Source organism: Burkholderia mycopellens (assembly GCF_964265025.1).
Taxonomy (GTDB): Bacteria; Pseudomonadota; Gammaproteobacteria; order Burkholderiales; family Burkholderiaceae; genus Burkholderia.
On sequence record NZ_OZ183802.1, the window covers coordinates 3461746 to 3476282 of the forward strand.

Genomic DNA, 14537 nt, shown 5'->3' on the forward strand with positions numbered 1-14537 from the left:
CCGACGAATCAGCGGAACACGACCGTCTTCGTCCCGTTCAGCACGATCCGATGCTCGACGTGCCACTTCACCGCGCGCGCGAGCGTCACGCATTCGACGTCGCGGCCGATCGCGGTCAGCTGATCGGGCGTCATGCTGTGGTCGACGCGCTCGACTTCCTGCTCGATGATCGGGCCTTCGTCGAGATCGGTCGTCACGTAGTGCGCGGTCGCGCCGATCAGCTTCACGCCACGGTCGAACGCCTGGTAGTAAGGCTTCGCCCCCTTGAAGCTCGGCAGGAACGAATGGTGGATGTTGATCGCGCGACCGGCAAGCTGCTCGCACATGTTCGGCGACAGGATCTGCATGTAGCGCGCGAGCACGACGAGATCGGCCTCGTGCTCGTCGATCACTTCCAGCACGCGTGCTTCCTGCGCGGCCTTCGCGGCATCGGACGAACCGCCGATCAGCGGGAAGTGATGGAACGGGATGTTGTAGCTCGCGGCGAGCTGGTAGAACTCCTTGTGGTTCGACACGATCGCCGGGATCTCGATCGGCAGCTGGCCGGTGCGATAGCGGAACAGCAGGTCGTTCAGGCAGTGGCCGATCTTCGACACCATGATCACGACGCGCGGCTTCACGGCCGCGTCATGCAGTTCCCAGCGCATCGAAAACTGTTCCGCGAGCGGCGCGAATTCCTTGCGAAGCGTGTCGAGCGCCGACGCGGCATCCGCGCCGCCGCCGTCCTGCTCGAAGTGCACCCGCATGAAGAATTCGCTGGTGCGGCTGTCGCCGAACTGCGCCGAATCGAGGATGTTGTTGCTGCGCTCGAACAGGAAGCCCGAGACCGCGTGGACGATGCCGTGCCGGTCGGGGCACGACAGTTTCAAGATAAAGCTGTGATCGGTCGGCATGACCGCTACTCCCTTCGTTTCCGGATTCGTCAAATTGCCCGTTCGCGCCGCCACGCCGCGTGCGCGTCACGCGGCCGGTGCGAACAGTGCGTCGATGCCCGCCGCGTCGGCCACCGGGATCCAGCGGTGGCGCAGCAGCGTGTCGAGCGTCGCGAGGCTTGCATCCATCGTCGCGCGGCCGGCGCGCAGCCAGCCGATCACCTCGGGCACGCCGGCCAGCAGGTGTTCGGCCACTTCGCCGTCCTGGTTGCGCGGCGCGAAGTCGCGCGGCAGCGGCAGGTCGTACACGAAGATCAGTTCGGACTGCGTGCCTTCCGGCAGCGAGCACAGCACCTGCACCGCGCGGCCCGCGATCGCGCCCGCGGCCAGTTCGGCCGGAATGCCGGCTTCTTCCCAGCATTCCTTCGCGAGCGTCTCGTGAACGCCCAGGCCCCAGCCGATCCCGCCCGCGACGACGTTGTCGAGCATGCCGGGGTCGGTTGCCTTGGTCTCGCTGCGGCGGCCGAGCCACATCTGCGGGACGGCCGCGGAGGACGGCTCGCCCGGCGCAACCGCATATTCTACGATGCCGTTCAGATGCACCGCGTAAGTCTGCGTACCGAAGAAGCGCGACGCGGCGCGCTCGATGTACGCCAGCGGCGGATCGTCGAAGCGGTTGCGGATCGCGTAGATCTCGTCGCGCCAGCCGGGAATCGCGCCTTCGGCCGCGAGCGCGCCGATCGCGCTCGCCAGCGCCATGCTGCGTGCGTCGACCGAGTCGTAGCGCGCCGACAGCACGACGCGCTCGCCGGTCAGCTCGAACACGTCGGGCCAGCGGGCGAGCATCGCGACGTCCTGCCGGCGCACCCAGCCGACCGCCTGGCCGGCAATCTCGAAACGCAGGTGCGCGGCCGGATCGAAGCGGCGCGCGGCCGCAATGCATGGAAACGTCATCGAGATCAGTCCTTCAGCGCGACGCGGATGCCGATCGCGATGAACGTCGCGCCGGCGATCCGGTCGAGCCACACGCCGGCCTTCGGGCGGCGCTTCAGCCACGCGCCGATCATGCCCGCGCCGACGCCGAACAGCGAAAAGATCGCGGCCGTCTGCAGCATGAACAGCGCGCCGAGCTCGAGCATCTGCAGCGTCACGCTCTGCCCGCCGTGCGGATCGACGAATTGCGGCAGGAACACGACGAAGAACAGCGTGACCTTCGGGTTCATCAGGTTGCCGATCACGCTCTGCCGGAAGATCGTGCCAAGCGGCTGCGGCGGACGCTCATGCGCATTCGCGAGGCCCTGGCTGCGCAGCGCCTTGATGCCGATCCACACGAGGTACGCAGCGCCCGCGAGCTTCAGGATCTCGAACGCGACCGGAGACGAACGCAGCACGGCCGCGACGCCGAGCGCCGCGAGCGTCGTGTGGAACAGGATCCCGGCCGTGAAGCCGAGCGCGGCGACGAAGCCGGCCGCGCGGCCCTGCGAGATGCCGCGTGCGAGCACCTGCAGGTTGTCGGGCCCCGGCGCGAACGTGATCGCGATCGACGTGGCGAGAAACAGCATGAAGTTGGGCATCGTGACCTCGCTGCGTAACGTGGAAGTTCAGACGGGCCGGCGTTCAGTGGCCGGCGAATTCGGTGACGGTATAAACCGGCAGTCCGGCGTTGCGCAGCAGCGCCGAGCCGCCGAGATCGGGCAGGTCGATGATGGCCGCGCCTTCGACGACCTCCGCGCCGAGCCGCTGCAGCAGGTTGCGCCCCGCCATCATCGTCCCGCCGGTCGCGATCAGGTCGTCCATGATGATCACGCGGTCGCCGGGGCGGCACGCATCTTCATGGATCTCGACCGTCGCGCTGCCGTATTCGAGGTCGTACGATTCCGAGCGCGTCTTGTACGGCAGCTTGCCGACCTTGCGGATCGGCACGAAGCCGACGCTCAGTTCGTACGCGACGATCGGCGCGATGATGAAGCCGCGTGCATCGAGGCCCGCGACGTAGTCGAGCTTTGCGTCGACATAGCGCTCGACGAACAGGTCGACGAGGATGCGCAGCGCCTTCGGGCTCTGCAGCAGCGTCGTGATGTCGCGGAACATCACGCCCGGCTGCGGCCAGTCAGGCACCGTGCGGATCTGGCTGTGGATGAAGGCGACCGGATCGAGCGGTGCGCCCGACGACGAATGCGGCATGAAACTCTCCGAAAAAAACGGTGCGCGAAGATCGGGCACCGTTTCGAATCAATACGGGTCAGATTGTGACACCAAGCGCGGCTCAGGCGGCCGCAGCCGGCGGATCGCGCCGATGCCGCGACAGCCGCTCCTCCGCGAGCGCGAGCGCCTCGGGCAGCCCGCGCAGCACGACGATGTCGCTCGCGCGCAGCTTGGTCTGCGGATCGGGTTCGACGCCGCGGATACCGTGCCGGCGGATCGCCGTGACTTCGAGCCCGAACGCATACAGCCCCAGTTCTTCCAGCGAACGCCCGACCGCGTCCGCGCGCGCATCGACCGGCACCGATTGTAGCCGCACCAGCTCGCGGTCGTCGTCGTCCGCGTCGTCCGCGCCGCGGAAATAGCCGCGCAGCAGGCTGTAGCGTTCGTCGCGCATTTCCTCGACGCGCCGCACGACCTTGCGCATCGGCACGCCGACCAGCACCAGCGTATGCGACGCGAGCATCAGGCTGCCTTCGACGATTTCCGGAATCACCTCGGTCGCGCCGGCCGCGAGCAGCTTCTCGAGATCGGCATCGTCGACGGTGCGCACGATCGCGGGCAGCGTCGGCTCGAGTTCGTGCACGTGATGCAGTACGCGCAGCGCGGACGGCGTGTTCGCGTAGGTGATCGCCACCGCCGCCGCGCGATGAATACCGGCCGCGAGCAGCGACTCGCGGCGCGCCGCGTCGCCGAACACGACCGATTCGCCGGCCGCCGCGGCCGCGCTCACGCGATCGGGGTCGAGGTCGAGCGCGACGTACGGAATGCCCTCCTGCTCGAGCATCCGCGCCAGGTTCTGGCCCGCGCGGCCGTAGCCGCAGATGATCACGTGGCCGCGCTGCTTGAGGCTTTGCGTCGCGATCCGCGTCATCTGCAGCGACTGCTGCATCCATTCCGTCGACGACAGCCGCATCACGATCCGGTCGGCGTTCTGGATCAGGAATGGCGCGGCGAGCATCGACAGCAGCATCGACGCGAGGATCGCCTGCAGCAGCGTCGAATCGACGAGATGCCGGTCGAGAATCAGGTTCAGCAGCACGAAGCCGAATTCGCCGGCCTGCGCGAGGCCGATACCCGTGCGCATCGCGACGCCCGGCGTCGCGCCAAACAGCCGCGCGAGCCCGGCAATCATCGTCGCCTTGAACAGGATCTGCCCGACGAAGAAACCGAACACGAGGAACGGGTGCTCCCAGATCACGCGCGGATCGAGCAGCATCCCCGTCGTCACGAAGAACAGGCCGAGCAGCACGTCGCGGAACGGCTTGATGTCCTCCTCCACCTGATGGCGGAACGGCGTCTCGGAGATCAGCATCCCCGCGATGAATGCGCCGAGCGCGAGCGACAGGCCGAAGCGGTCGGTGATGAACGCGGCGCCGAGCGTGACGAGCAGCAGGTTCAGCACGAAGAGTTCCTGTGAGCGGCGCCGTGCGACGACGTTGAGCCAGCGCGTCATGAAGCGCTGCCCGATGACCAGCAGCAGCGTGAGCGCGATCACGATCTTGACGGCCGCGAAGCCGAGCGTGATCGCAAGGTCCTTCGACGATTCGGCGCCGAACGCGGCGATCACGATCAGCAGCGGCACCACCGCGAGATCCTGGAACAGCAGCACGCCGAAGATGTTGCGGCCGTGCTCGGTCTCGATCTCGAGCCGCTCGGCGAGCATCTTCGATACGATCGCCGTCGACGACATCGCGAGCGCCCCGCCCAGTGCGATGCTGCCCTGCCACGTGATGTGCTCCCAGCGCTGGAACAGCGCGCCGAGCACGAGTGCGAGCGCCAGGGTCGCGACCACCTGCATCAGGCCCAGCCCGAACACGAGCCGCTGCATCGACCTCAGCTTCGCGAGCGAGAATTCGAGGCCGATCGAGAACATCAGGAACACCACGCCGAATTCCGCGAGATGCTCGGCCCGTTCGAGATCCGCCGTAATGCCGAGCGCGTGCGGGCCGACCAGGATGCCGACGGTCAGGTAGCCGAGCATCGGCGGCAGGTTCAGCGAGCGGAATACGACGACACCCACTACTGAGGCCAGCAGCAGCAGCAGGGTCATTTCGAGCGGGGAAATCACGGGCAAAGCGTCCTCGTTCGTCGGGGCCACCGCGAAGCAGAAACGGTGGCGTAGCGTGGGATAGGCGGCATCGGACGAGTCCGATGGCCCGGCGCGGCGAACAAACGCCTTTGCTATACTCCGCGCATGATAGCGAAAATCAATGATGATCGGGCGCTCGCGCTCGCCCGCGACGTGCTCGACATCGAGGCGGACGCCGTGCGCGCGCTGCGCGACCAGCTCGACGGCGGCTTCGTCCAGGCCGTCGCGCTGCTGCTCGGCTGCCGCGGCCGCGTGGTGGTGTCCGGTATCGGCAAATCGGGGCATATCGCCCGCAAGATCGCGGCCACGCTGGCCAGTACCGGCACGCCGGCCTTCTTCGTCCACCCTGCCGAGGCCAGCCATGGCGACCTCGGGATGGTCACCTCCGACGACGTCTTCATCGGCATCTCCTACTCCGGCGAATCCGAAGAGCTCGTGGCGATCCTGCCGCTCGTGAAGCGGATCGGCGCGAAGCTGATCGCGATCACGGGCCGAGCGGAGTCGAGCCTCGGCACGCTCGCCGACGTGAACCTGAACGCTGCGGTCTCGAAAGAGGCCTGCCCGATGAACCTCGCGCCCACGGCGAGCACGACCGCCGCGCTCGCGCTCGGCGACGCGCTCGCCGTGGCGGTGCTCGACGCGCGCGGCTTCGGCTCGGAAGATTTCGCACGCTCGCACCCGGGCGGCGCACTCGGCCGGCGCCTGCTCACCTACGTGCGCGACGTGATGCGCTCGGGCGACGACGTCCCGTCCGTCGGGCTCGACGCGACGCTGTCGGACGCGCTGTTCCAGATCACCGCGAAGCGCCTCGGCATGACGGCCGTGGTCGACGCCGACGGCAAGGTCGCGGGCATCTTCACGGACGGCGACCTGCGCCGCGTGCTCGCGCGCGACGGCGACTTCCGCACGCTGCCGATCACCGACGTGATGACGCGCGACCCGCGCACGGTTGCGCCGGATCACCTCGCGGTCGAGGCCGTGGAACTGATGGAGCGCCACCGGATCAACCAGATGCTGGTGGTCGATGCCGACGGCGTGCTGATCGGCGCGCTGAACATGCACGACCTGTTTTCGAAGAAGGTGATCTGATGAGCGCAGCGCTGACTGCGGCCGAACGCGCGAGCCGTGTGAAGCTGATGATTTTCGACGTCGACGGCGTGCTGACCGACGGCGGCCTGCTGTTTTCCGCGACCGGCGACACGATGAAGTCGTTCAATTCGCTCGACGGCCACGGCGTGAAGCTGCTCGGCGAAGCCGGCATCGCGACCGCGATCATCACGGGCCGCCGCTCGGAGATCGTCGCGGCGCGCGCGAAGGAAATGAAGATCGCGCACCTGTTCCAGGGCGTCGAGAACAAGCTGACCGTGTTCACCGACCTGATCGCCTCGCTCGGCCTCACCGCCGACCAGTGCGGCTACATGGGCGACGACTGGCCCGACCTGCCCGTGATGCTGCGCTGCGGCTTCGCGACCGCTCCGGCAAATGCGCACCCTGAGGTGATCGCCCGCGCGCACTGGGTGGCCGAGGCCCGCGGCGGCCACGGCGCCGTGCGCGAAGTCTGCGACGCGATCCTGCGCGCGCAGCGCCGCTACGACGCGCTGCTCGCGACCGCCTGTGGAGCCTGACGGATGAACAAGCATTTCCGCTGGACCCAGTTGCTGCCGCTCGCCGCGGTCGCCGCGCTCGCGGGCATCACGTGGTGGCTGCTGCAGGCGACGCTGCCGCCGCCGGGCGAAGGCGTCGCGCAGCCGAAGCGCCATACGCCCGACTATTTCGCGGACAACTTCTCGGTCACCGAGCTCGACCAGTCCGGCACGACCCAGTACCGGCTGACGGCCGCGAAGCTGATCCATTACGAAGACACCGAAAACAGCGACCTGGCCGATCCGGCCATGCGCGCATTCCAGCCCGGCAAGCCGGTCGTGACGACCACCGCGAAGCGCGGCACCGTCAACGGCGACGTATCGATCGTCGACTTGTACGACGACGCGCGCATCCTGCGCGCGGCCGGCGGCGGCGATCCGCAGATGCAGGCCGATTCCCAGCATTTCCGGATCTTCGTCAATGACGATGTGATCCAGACCGAAAAGCCGGTTAAACTTCAGCGCGGCCTGTCGCTCGTCAACGCGACCGACGGCATGAAGTACAACAACGTCACCCGGGTCATCGAGCTTTACGGCAACGTGCGCGGCACGATCGCCGCGGCGGACACGTCCGGCGGCTCGAAAGGTCAACCCAAGTGACGACTCCCTCACGTGACTGCATGAACGAACCGTTCCCTCGACAGATTTCCGGCGGCGCTGCGCGCGCCGTCCGCGCCGCGCTTGCCGCGACGCTCGTGGCGCTCCCGCTGGTCGGGCTGGCGCCGCTCGCCCATGCCGAGAAGGCCGACCAGAACAAGCCGATCAACGTCGAGGCCGACAACCTGACCTATGACGACCTGAAGCAGGTCACGGTCGCGACCGGCAACGTCGTGATCACGAAGGGCACGATCATCATCAAGGGCGATCGCGTCGAAGTGCGCCAGGATCCGGAAGGCTATCAGTACGCAACGTCGTTCGGCAGCGGCAAGAAGCACGCGACGTTCCGCCAGAAGCGCGAAGGCCTCGACGAGTACATCGACGGCGACGCCGAGCGCATCGACTACGACGGCAAGCAGGACCTGACCACGCTGACCACCGCCGCGACCGTGCGCCGCCTGCAGGGTACGTCGACGATCGCCGATACCGTGCACGGCAGCGTGATCACGTACGACGGCCAGCGCGACTTCTACACCGCGAAGGGCGGCAAGGACGTCGCCGCGCCGGGCAACCCGAACGGCCGCGTGCGCGCGATGCTGTCGCCGAAGAACGGCGGCCCCGCGCCACTGAACGGCGCACCTGCCAAGCTGTCGCCGTCGACCACGATCCAGGGGGCGCCGGGCCAATGAATGCGCTACCGAACCGCCAGCCGGCCGGCACCACGAGCTCGCTCGTCGTCCGTAACCTGAAGAAGCGCTACGGCTCGCGCACGGTCGTCAAGGACGTGTCGCTCGACGTGAAGAGCGGCGAGGTCGTCGGCCTGCTCGGCCCGAACGGCGCCGGCAAGACCACGTCGTTCTACATGATCGTCGGCCTCGTGCCGCTCGACGCGGGCGAGATCTCGCTGAACGGCAGCTCGATCAGCCTGCTGCCGATCCACAAGCGCGCGTCGCTCGGCCTGTCGTACCTGCCGCAGGAAGCGTCCGTGTTCCGCAAGCTGACCGTCGAGGAGAACATCCGCGCGGTGCTCGAGCTGCAGCACGACGAAAACGGCAAGCGGCTGTCGAAGGACGCGATCTCGTCGCGCGCCGAAGCGCTGCTCGACGAACTGCAGATCGGCCACTTGCGCGAAAACCCCGCGCTGTCGCTGTCGGGCGGTGAGCGGCGCCGGGTCGAAATCGCGCGCGCGCTGGCAACCAACCCGAACTTCATCCTGCTCGACGAACCGTTCGCCGGCGTCGACCCGATCGCGGTGCTCGAGATCCAGAAGATCGTCAAGTTCCTGAAGCAGCGCAACATCGGCGTGCTGATTACCGATCACAACGTCCGCGAAACGCTCGGCATCTGCGACCACGCCTACATCATCAGCGACGGCTCGGTGCTCGCCGCCGGTGCACCAAGCGACATCATCGAAAACGAAAGCGTGCGCCGCGTATACCTCGGCGAACACTTCCGGATGTAACTCCTCCTCGTGGCTGGCTGCACCCCGCCCGGCGCTGCCGCGCGGGGCCGCGCCCCGCTTCGCGGCCATGCCCGCGGCCGGGCGGCGCGCCGCGCGTAATCGCGGATGGCTCAACGCGCCTGGGTCGTGGCAAACTGCCGGTATGACTCCCTCCTCGCCATGAAAGCCAGCCTTCAACTCCGCCTGTCGCAACATCTGGCGCTGACGCCCCAGCTACAGCAGTCGATCCGGCTCCTGCAGTTGTCGACGCTCGAACTGCAGCAGGAAGTCGCGATGGCCGTCGCGCAGAACCCGCTGCTCGAGAACGACGATGAATGGATCGCGAGCCCGCTGCGTGTCGCAGCGGACGGATCGCTGATCGCGCAGACGCCTCCCGCACAGAACACCGAGCCCGCTGCGACGAACAGCAGCAGTTCGTCGAGCGAGCGCGCCGAGCGCGACGAGCCGGCCGGCGCGGACGAATACGACGGTTACGCGTCCGGCGACGGCAACGACGGCCCGCAGTGGAACCTCGACGAATTCGGCCGCTCGAGCGGCGCGTCCGACGACGACGACCTCCCGCCGCTGCAGGTGCAGGAAGCGGCGACGTCGCTGCGCGACCACCTGTCGGCGCAGTTGCGCGTCACGCAGGCCAGCCCGCGCGATCGCGCGCTCGTGATGTTCCTGATCGAGTCGCTCGACGACGACGGCTACCTGACCGCCACGCTCGACGAAGTGCTCGCCGACCTGCCGCCCGAGCTGGAGATCGACTGCGACGAACTGAACGCGGCGCTCGCGCTGCTGCACAGCTTCGATCCGGCCGGGGTCGGTGCCCGCTCGGCATCCGAGTGCCTGAAGCTGCAGTTGCTGCGCCTCGATCCGTCCCCGACACGTACGCTCGCGCTCGAGATCGTGTCGCAGCATCTCGAACTGCTCGCCGCCCGCGACTTCACGCGGCTGCGCAAGCACCTGAAGGCGAGCGACGACGCGCTGCGCGACGCACACACGCTGATCCGCTCGCTGGAGCCGTTCCCCGGCGCCGCGTACGGCAAGGCCGAAGCCGACTACGTCGTGCCCGACATCATCGTGAAGAAGGCCGGCCAGGGGTGGCTCGCGGAGCTCAATCCGGAAGTCGTGCCGCGCCTGCGGATCAACAACCTCTACGCGAACATCCTGCGCAACAGCCGCGGCGATCCGTCGGCCGGTTCGCTCAAGCAGCAGCTCCAGGAAGCACGCTGGCTGATCAAAAACATCCAGCAGCGTTTCGACACGATCCTGCGTGTCGCGCAGGCGATTGTCGAGCGTCAAAAGAACTTCTTTGCGCACGGTGAAATTGCCATGCGCCCCTTGGTTTTGCGGGAAATAGCTGATACGCTGGGCCTACACGAGTCGACTGTCAGCCGTGTGACAACCGGGAAGTACATGCTGACCCCGTTCGGGACGCTTGAATTTAAGTACTTCTTCGGATCTCACGTTTCGACCGACACCGGTGGCGCCGCTTCGTCGACTGCCATCCGAGCCCTCATCAAGCAACTGATAGGAGCTGAAGACCCTAAATCGCCACTTTCGGACAGCCGCATTGCCGAGCTGCTGGCAGAACAAGGATTCGTGGTCGCGCGCCGCACGGTTGCGAAGTATCGCGAAGCCCTCAAGATCCCGGCAGTGAATCTGCGCAAGTCTCTTTAGCCTGCTGCCTGCCCGGCGGCAGGCGTGTTCCGGCCACCGCGCACACGGGGAACAGGCCGGGCGACCTGTCCACGATACGCCGCCTCGTGCGGCACGGGCAAGTCGACCGGAGCGCCGCCTCGATGCGGCCGGGTGGTCACTCGCTTGGAGAAGCACTATGAACCTGAAGATCAGTGGACATCATCTCGAAGTCACGCCTGCAATTCGCGAATACGTGATCACCAAGCTGGACAGGGTGCTACGGCATAGCGATCAGGTGATCGATGGCACTGTGATCCTCTCGGTCGACAACCACAAGGAAAAGGACAAGCAGCAGCGCGCGGAAATCAACCTGCACCTGAAGGGCAAGGACATCTTCGTCGAAAGCGCGAACGGTAATCTGTATGCCGCGATCGACCTGCTGATCGACAAGCTGGACCGCCAGGTCGTCAAGCACATGGAGCGCCTGCAAACGCACGCGCACGACCCGATCAAGCTTCAACCGTCGATCGACCAGATCGAACTGCCGCCGCAGTAACCTGCACCGCAACACACACGTCGCCCGGTTCGCCGGGCGTTTTTTTTGCGACTCCGCGCCCGTGGTGCAACCGGTCCGCCCGCGCTGCGCCACGCACGCGGCTGTGCTCTATAATGTTCCGGTTATCGCCGGGGGGCGCTGGATGCGGTAGCTGCGTTGCACGTTGCCGATGCCGAACGCCTTGATATCGCCGAACATGGATAATCAGTCTGCCGCCGCAAGGGGACCCCAGGCCGCCCAATCGCCTGCCAACATGAATCGCCTAGCCAAAATCCTGCCCATAGAGAACGTCGTCATCGACCTCTCAGTCACCAGCAAGAAACGCGTGTTCGAACAAGCCGGGCTGATGTTCGAGAATCAGAACGGCATCGCCCGCAGCACTGTCACGGACAATCTGTTCGCGCGCGAGCGCCTCGGCTCGACCGGGCTCGGCGAAGGCGTCGCGATTCCGCACGGGCGCATCAAAGGTCTCAAGCACCCGCTCGCCGCGTTCGTCCGGCTCGCCGATGCGATTCCGTTCGAAGCCCCCGACGGCCAGCCGGTCGGCCTCCTGATTTTCCTGCTCGTGCCCGAGCAAGCCACCCAGCAGCACCTCGAGATCCTGTCGGAAATCGCGCAACTGCTGTCCGATCGCGACGCGCGCGAGCGTCTGCACAACGAAACGGATATCGCCGAGTTGCATCGCCTGCTCACTCAGTGGCAACCTTGAGTTGATCCGGGTGGAATATTTTCCCGTACGCGGCGGCACACGCCGCCGTTCAGGACCGCCCGGCGCCGGCCCGGCATGGCGACGTCCGTCGCCACGCGCACGCACCGGCCCATTGGAGTGACGAGAGTCATGGATACGTCCAGCATCAACGCCCAGAGCATCTTCGACGACAACGCGGCCACGCTGAAACTGAGCTGGCTGACGGGGCATGAAGGCTGGGAGCGCGGCTTTTCAGCCGACACCGTCGGCAATGCAACCTCGAGCGCCGACCTCGTCGGCCACCTGAACCTGATCCACCCGAACCGGATCCAGGTGCTCGGCGAAGCCGAAATCGACTACTACCAGCGGCAGACCGACGAAGACCGCTCGCGCCACATGGCCGAGCTGATCGCGCTCGAACCGCCGTTCCTCGTTGTCGCCGGCGGCGCCGCGGCGCCCCCCGAACTCGTGCTGCGCTGCACGCGCTCGTCGACCCCGCTGTTCACGACACCGATGTCGGCCGCCGCGGTGATCGACAGCCTGCGGCTCTACATGTCGCGCATCCTCGCGCCGCGCGCGACGCTACACGGCGTGTTCATCGACATCCTCGGAATGGGCGTGCTGCTGACCGGCGATTCGGGCCTCGGCAAGAGCGAGCTCGGCCTCGAGCTGATCAGCCGCGGCCACGGCCTCGTCGCCGACGACGCGGTCGATTTCGTCCGACTTGGCCCCGATTTCGTCGAAGGGCGCTGCCCACCGCTGCTGCAGAACCTGCTCGAAGTGCGCGGCCTCGGCCTGCTCGACATCAAGACGATCTTCGGCGAAACCGCCGTGCGGCGGAAAATGAAGCTGAAGCTGATCGTCCAGCTCGTGCGGCGCCCCGACGGCGAATTCCAGCGCCTGCCGCTCGAAAGCCAGACCGTCGACGTGCTCGGCTTGCCGATCAGCAAGGTCACGATCCAGGTCGCGGCCGGCCGCAACCTCGCGGTACTCGTCGAGGCGGCCGTCCGGAACACGATCCTGCAGTTGCGCGGAATCGACACATTGCGCGATTTCATGGATCGGCAACGACTCGCGATGCAAGATCCCGACAGTCAGTTCCCCGGCAAACTGGTGTAACCCTCACGCGCCGGCCACGCAACGCCGACGCGTCGAGCCGGTGCTATGATGAAACGTCAGGATTCTCTGCCTCCCATGCGCATCGTCCTCATCACCGGCATCTCCGGCTCAGGCAAGTCCGTCGCGCTGAACGCGCTCGAAGACGCAGGCTATTACTGCGTCGACAACCTGCCGCCGCACGTGCTCCCCGAACTCGCCCGCTACCTCGCCGAGCATGGGCAGCACCGGCTCGCGGTCGCGATCGACGCACGCTCGAGCGCGTCGCTCGACGAAATGCCCGGCCTGATCCGCGATCTGTCGCGCGAGCACGACGTGCGCGTGCTGTTCCTCAACGCGAGCACCCAGGCGCTGATCCAGCGCTTCTCCGAGACGCGCCGCCGCCACCCGCTGTCCGGCTCGCTGTCGCACGATGCGGACGTCGGCCTGCTGTCGTCGCTCGAGGAAGCGATCGAGCGCGAGCGCCACCTCGTCGCGCCGCTCGCCGAATTCGGCCACCAGATCGACACGAGCACGCTGCGCGCGAATGCGCTGCGTACGTGGGTCAAGCGCTTCATCGAGCAGAAGAGCAACGACCTGATGGTGATGTTCGAATCGTTCGGCTTCAAGCGCGGCGTGCCGCTCGACGCCGATTTGATGTTCGACGTGCGCGCGCTGCCGAATCCGTACTACGACCACGAGTTGCGCCCGCTCACCGGGCTCGACCAACCGGTCATCGCCTTTCTCGACGCACAGCCGATCGTCCACCAGATGATCGACGACATCCATGCGTTCCTGATGAAATGGCTGCCGCACTTCCGCGATGACAACCGCAGCTACCTGACCGTCGCCATCGGCTGCACGGGCGGGCAGCATCGGTCGGTGTTCATCGCGGAAACGCTCGCCGCGCGCCTTGCGCACGAGGCGAACGTGATCGTGCGGCATCGTGATGCGCCAGTGGATGTCGACGCGTCGTCGCGGCTCGTCTCCGAGGTCGACCGACCCTAGCGACGCCCGTCCCTTCACCCGCGCGCCATGTCCTCCCTATCGACCACCCTGATCGACCTGCCGCTGTTTCCGCTGCACACAGTGCTGTTTCCGGGGGGCCTGCTCCCGCTCAAGGTGTTCGAGGCACGCTATCTCGACATGTCGCGCGCGTGCCTGCGCGACAACGCACCGTTCGGCGTGTGCCTGCTGAAGAGCGGGCCGGAAGTCGCGCAGGACGGCGCGGTGTCGGTGCCCGAGACCATCGGCTGCATGGCGCGCATCACCGAGTGCGATACCGGTGAATTCGGCATGCTGTACCTGCAGGCGGTCGGCACGCAGCGTTTCGAGCTGCTGTCGTATCGCGTCGAAAGCAACGGGCTGCTGGTCGGCATTGCGGAGCCGCTACCCGACGACATCCCGCTCGAAGGCGAGCAGGCGCTCGCGCAGTTCGGCTCGTGCGCCGAGGTGCTCGAGCGCATCATCAACGCACTGAAAAAGTCCGATCCGGAGAAAATGCCGTTCGGTGAACCGTTCCGCCTCGACGATCCGACCTGGGTATCGAACCGTCTCGCGGAACTGCTGCCGCTCGACCTGCGCGCGCGGCAGAAGCTGATGGAGTTTCCGGACGTCGGCGCGCGCATCGACGCCGTGCACCACGTGCTCGACCGGCACGGCTGGCTGTAAGCGCCTCCGGACCGGTCGCTTCGCGCCACGCGT

16 protein-coding genes are annotated in these 14537 nt (G+C 66.8%); 11 read left to right on the forward strand and 5 right to left on the reverse strand.

Annotation, left to right across the window (positions count from 1 at the left end; translation table 11 throughout):
- Positions 1–8: 8 nt before the first annotated feature.
- The 5 genes from purU to ACPTTC_RS16150 all read right to left on the reverse strand — a co-directional run bounded on the left by purU (position 9) and on the right by ACPTTC_RS16150 (position 5145).
- The gene (gene purU, locus ACPTTC_RS16130) at positions 9–893 is read right to left on the reverse strand and encodes a formyltetrahydrofolate deformylase (RefSeq protein WP_423393058.1); all 885 of its coding nucleotides are present in this window, start codon (positions 891–893) and stop codon (positions 9–11) included.
- Between the two features lie 66 nt (positions 894–959).
- Positions 960–1826, reverse strand: a complete 867-nt coding sequence (locus ACPTTC_RS16135) for a DUF4743 domain-containing protein (protein WP_423393059.1) — start codon at positions 1824–1826, stop codon at positions 960–962.
- Positions 1827–1831: 5 nt separating this feature from the next.
- A complete protein-coding gene (locus tag ACPTTC_RS16140) occupies positions 1832–2446 on the reverse strand; it encodes a LysE family translocator (protein WP_423393060.1) in 615 nt (204 codons plus the stop codon).
- 43 nt (positions 2447–2489) lie between these two features.
- Positions 2490–3056: an adenine phosphoribosyltransferase gene (locus ACPTTC_RS16145; RefSeq protein WP_011353218.1), complete on the reverse strand. Its 567-nt coding sequence runs from the start codon at positions 3054–3056 to the stop codon at positions 2490–2492.
- Positions 3057–3138: 82 nt separating this feature from the next.
- Positions 3139–5145 carry a monovalent cation:proton antiporter family protein gene (locus tag ACPTTC_RS16150; RefSeq protein ID WP_175970667.1) on the reverse strand — a complete coding sequence of 669 codons (2007 nt, stop codon included), beginning with the start codon at positions 5143–5145 and terminating at the stop codon, positions 3139–3141.
- 126 nt (positions 5146–5271) lie between these two features.
- On the opposite strand from ACPTTC_RS16150, the gene kdsD reads away from it, so the two are divergent.
- The 11 genes from kdsD to ACPTTC_RS16205 all read left to right on the forward strand — a co-directional run bounded on the left by kdsD (position 5272) and on the right by ACPTTC_RS16205 (position 14504).
- Positions 5272–6255, forward strand: a complete 984-nt coding sequence (kdsD, locus tag ACPTTC_RS16155; RefSeq protein WP_175034935.1) for an arabinose 5-phosphate isomerase KdsD — start codon at positions 5272–5274, stop codon at positions 6253–6255.
- The gene (locus tag ACPTTC_RS16160) at positions 6255–6791 is read left to right on the forward strand and encodes a KdsC family phosphatase (RefSeq protein WP_423393061.1); all 537 of its coding nucleotides are present in this window, start codon (positions 6255–6257) and stop codon (positions 6789–6791) included. Before kdsD ends, ACPTTC_RS16160 begins: the two co-directional genes overlap by 1 nt.
- Positions 6792–6794: 3 nt before the next feature.
- Positions 6795–7409, forward strand: coding sequence for an LPS export ABC transporter periplasmic protein LptC (gene lptC, locus ACPTTC_RS16165; protein ID WP_175958408.1), 615 nt, complete (start codon positions 6795–6797; stop codon positions 7407–7409).
- A gap of 20 nt (positions 7410–7429) precedes the next feature.
- Positions 7430–8095, forward strand: a complete 666-nt coding sequence (lptA, locus tag ACPTTC_RS16170; protein ID WP_012329239.1) for a lipopolysaccharide transport periplasmic protein LptA — start codon at positions 7430–7432, stop codon at positions 8093–8095.
- Entirely contained in the window at positions 8092–8868 is a 777-nt protein-coding gene (gene lptB, locus ACPTTC_RS16175) for an LPS export ABC transporter ATP-binding protein (protein WP_175958410.1), read from the forward strand. The genes lptA and lptB overlap by 4 nt, the downstream gene beginning before the upstream one ends.
- Positions 8869–9027: 159 nt before the next feature.
- On the forward strand, positions 9028–10533 hold the full coding sequence (locus ACPTTC_RS16180; protein WP_175958411.1) for an RNA polymerase factor sigma-54: 1506 nt from the start codon (positions 9028–9030) through the stop codon (positions 10531–10533).
- A gap of 157 nt (positions 10534–10690) precedes the next feature.
- Positions 10691–11050, forward strand: coding sequence for a ribosome hibernation-promoting factor, HPF/YfiA family (gene hpf, locus ACPTTC_RS16185; protein WP_006477786.1), 360 nt, complete (start codon positions 10691–10693; stop codon positions 11048–11050).
- Positions 11051–11246: 196 nt separating this feature from the next.
- Positions 11247–11759, forward strand: coding sequence for a PTS sugar transporter subunit IIA (locus ACPTTC_RS16190; RefSeq protein ID WP_175970811.1), 513 nt, complete (start codon positions 11247–11249; stop codon positions 11757–11759).
- Positions 11760–11888: 129 nt separating this feature from the next.
- Positions 11889–12857 carry an HPr(Ser) kinase/phosphatase gene (gene hprK, locus ACPTTC_RS16195; protein WP_011353227.1) on the forward strand — a complete coding sequence of 323 codons (969 nt, stop codon included), beginning with the start codon at positions 11889–11891 and terminating at the stop codon, positions 12855–12857.
- A gap of 75 nt (positions 12858–12932) precedes the next feature.
- Entirely contained in the window at positions 12933–13841 is a 909-nt protein-coding gene (gene rapZ / locus ACPTTC_RS16200; protein ID WP_423393062.1) for an RNase adapter RapZ, read from the forward strand.
- Between the two features lie 27 nt (positions 13842–13868).
- On the forward strand, positions 13869–14504 hold the full coding sequence (locus ACPTTC_RS16205) for an LON peptidase substrate-binding domain-containing protein (RefSeq protein ID WP_175970671.1): 636 nt from the start codon (positions 13869–13871) through the stop codon (positions 14502–14504).
- Positions 14505–14537: the final 33 nt, after the last annotated feature.

Coding starts and splice junctions, on each gene's coding strand:
- purU (WP_423393058.1), bottom strand. CDS start 893: ATGCCGACCGATCACAGCTTTATCTTGAAACTGTCGTGCCCCGACCGG.
- rapZ (WP_423393062.1), top strand. CDS start 12,933: ATGCGCATCGTCCTCATCACCGGCATCTCCGGCTCAGGCAAGTCCGTC.
- kdsD (WP_175034935.1), top strand. CDS start 5,272: ATGATAGCGAAAATCAATGATGATCGGGCGCTCGCGCTCGCCCGCGAC.
- ACPTTC_RS16135 (WP_423393059.1), bottom strand. CDS start 1,826: ATGACGTTTCCATGCATTGCGGCCGCGCGCCGCTTCGATCCGGCCGCG.
- ACPTTC_RS16140 (WP_423393060.1), bottom strand. CDS start 2,446: ATGCCCAACTTCATGCTGTTTCTCGCCACGTCGATCGCGATCACGTTC.
- ACPTTC_RS16205 (WP_175970671.1), top strand. CDS start 13,869: ATGTCCTCCCTATCGACCACCCTGATCGACCTGCCGCTGTTTCCGCTG.
- hprK (WP_011353227.1), top strand. CDS start 11,889: ATGGATACGTCCAGCATCAACGCCCAGAGCATCTTCGACGACAACGCG.
- hpf (WP_006477786.1), top strand. CDS start 10,691: ATGAACCTGAAGATCAGTGGACATCATCTCGAAGTCACGCCTGCAATT.
- ACPTTC_RS16160 (WP_423393061.1), top strand. CDS start 6,255: ATGAGCGCAGCGCTGACTGCGGCCGAACGCGCGAGCCGTGTGAAGCTG.
- ACPTTC_RS16190 (WP_175970811.1), top strand. CDS start 11,247: ATGGATAATCAGTCTGCCGCCGCAAGGGGACCCCAGGCCGCCCAATCG.
- lptA (WP_012329239.1), top strand. CDS start 7,430: ATGAACGAACCGTTCCCTCGACAGATTTCCGGCGGCGCTGCGCGCGCC.
- ACPTTC_RS16145 (WP_011353218.1), bottom strand. CDS start 3,056: ATGCCGCATTCGTCGTCGGGCGCACCGCTCGATCCGGTCGCCTTCATC.
- lptB (WP_175958410.1), top strand. CDS start 8,092: ATGAATGCGCTACCGAACCGCCAGCCGGCCGGCACCACGAGCTCGCTC.
- ACPTTC_RS16180 (WP_175958411.1), top strand. CDS start 9,028: ATGAAAGCCAGCCTTCAACTCCGCCTGTCGCAACATCTGGCGCTGACG.
- lptC (WP_175958408.1), top strand. CDS start 6,795: ATGAACAAGCATTTCCGCTGGACCCAGTTGCTGCCGCTCGCCGCGGTC.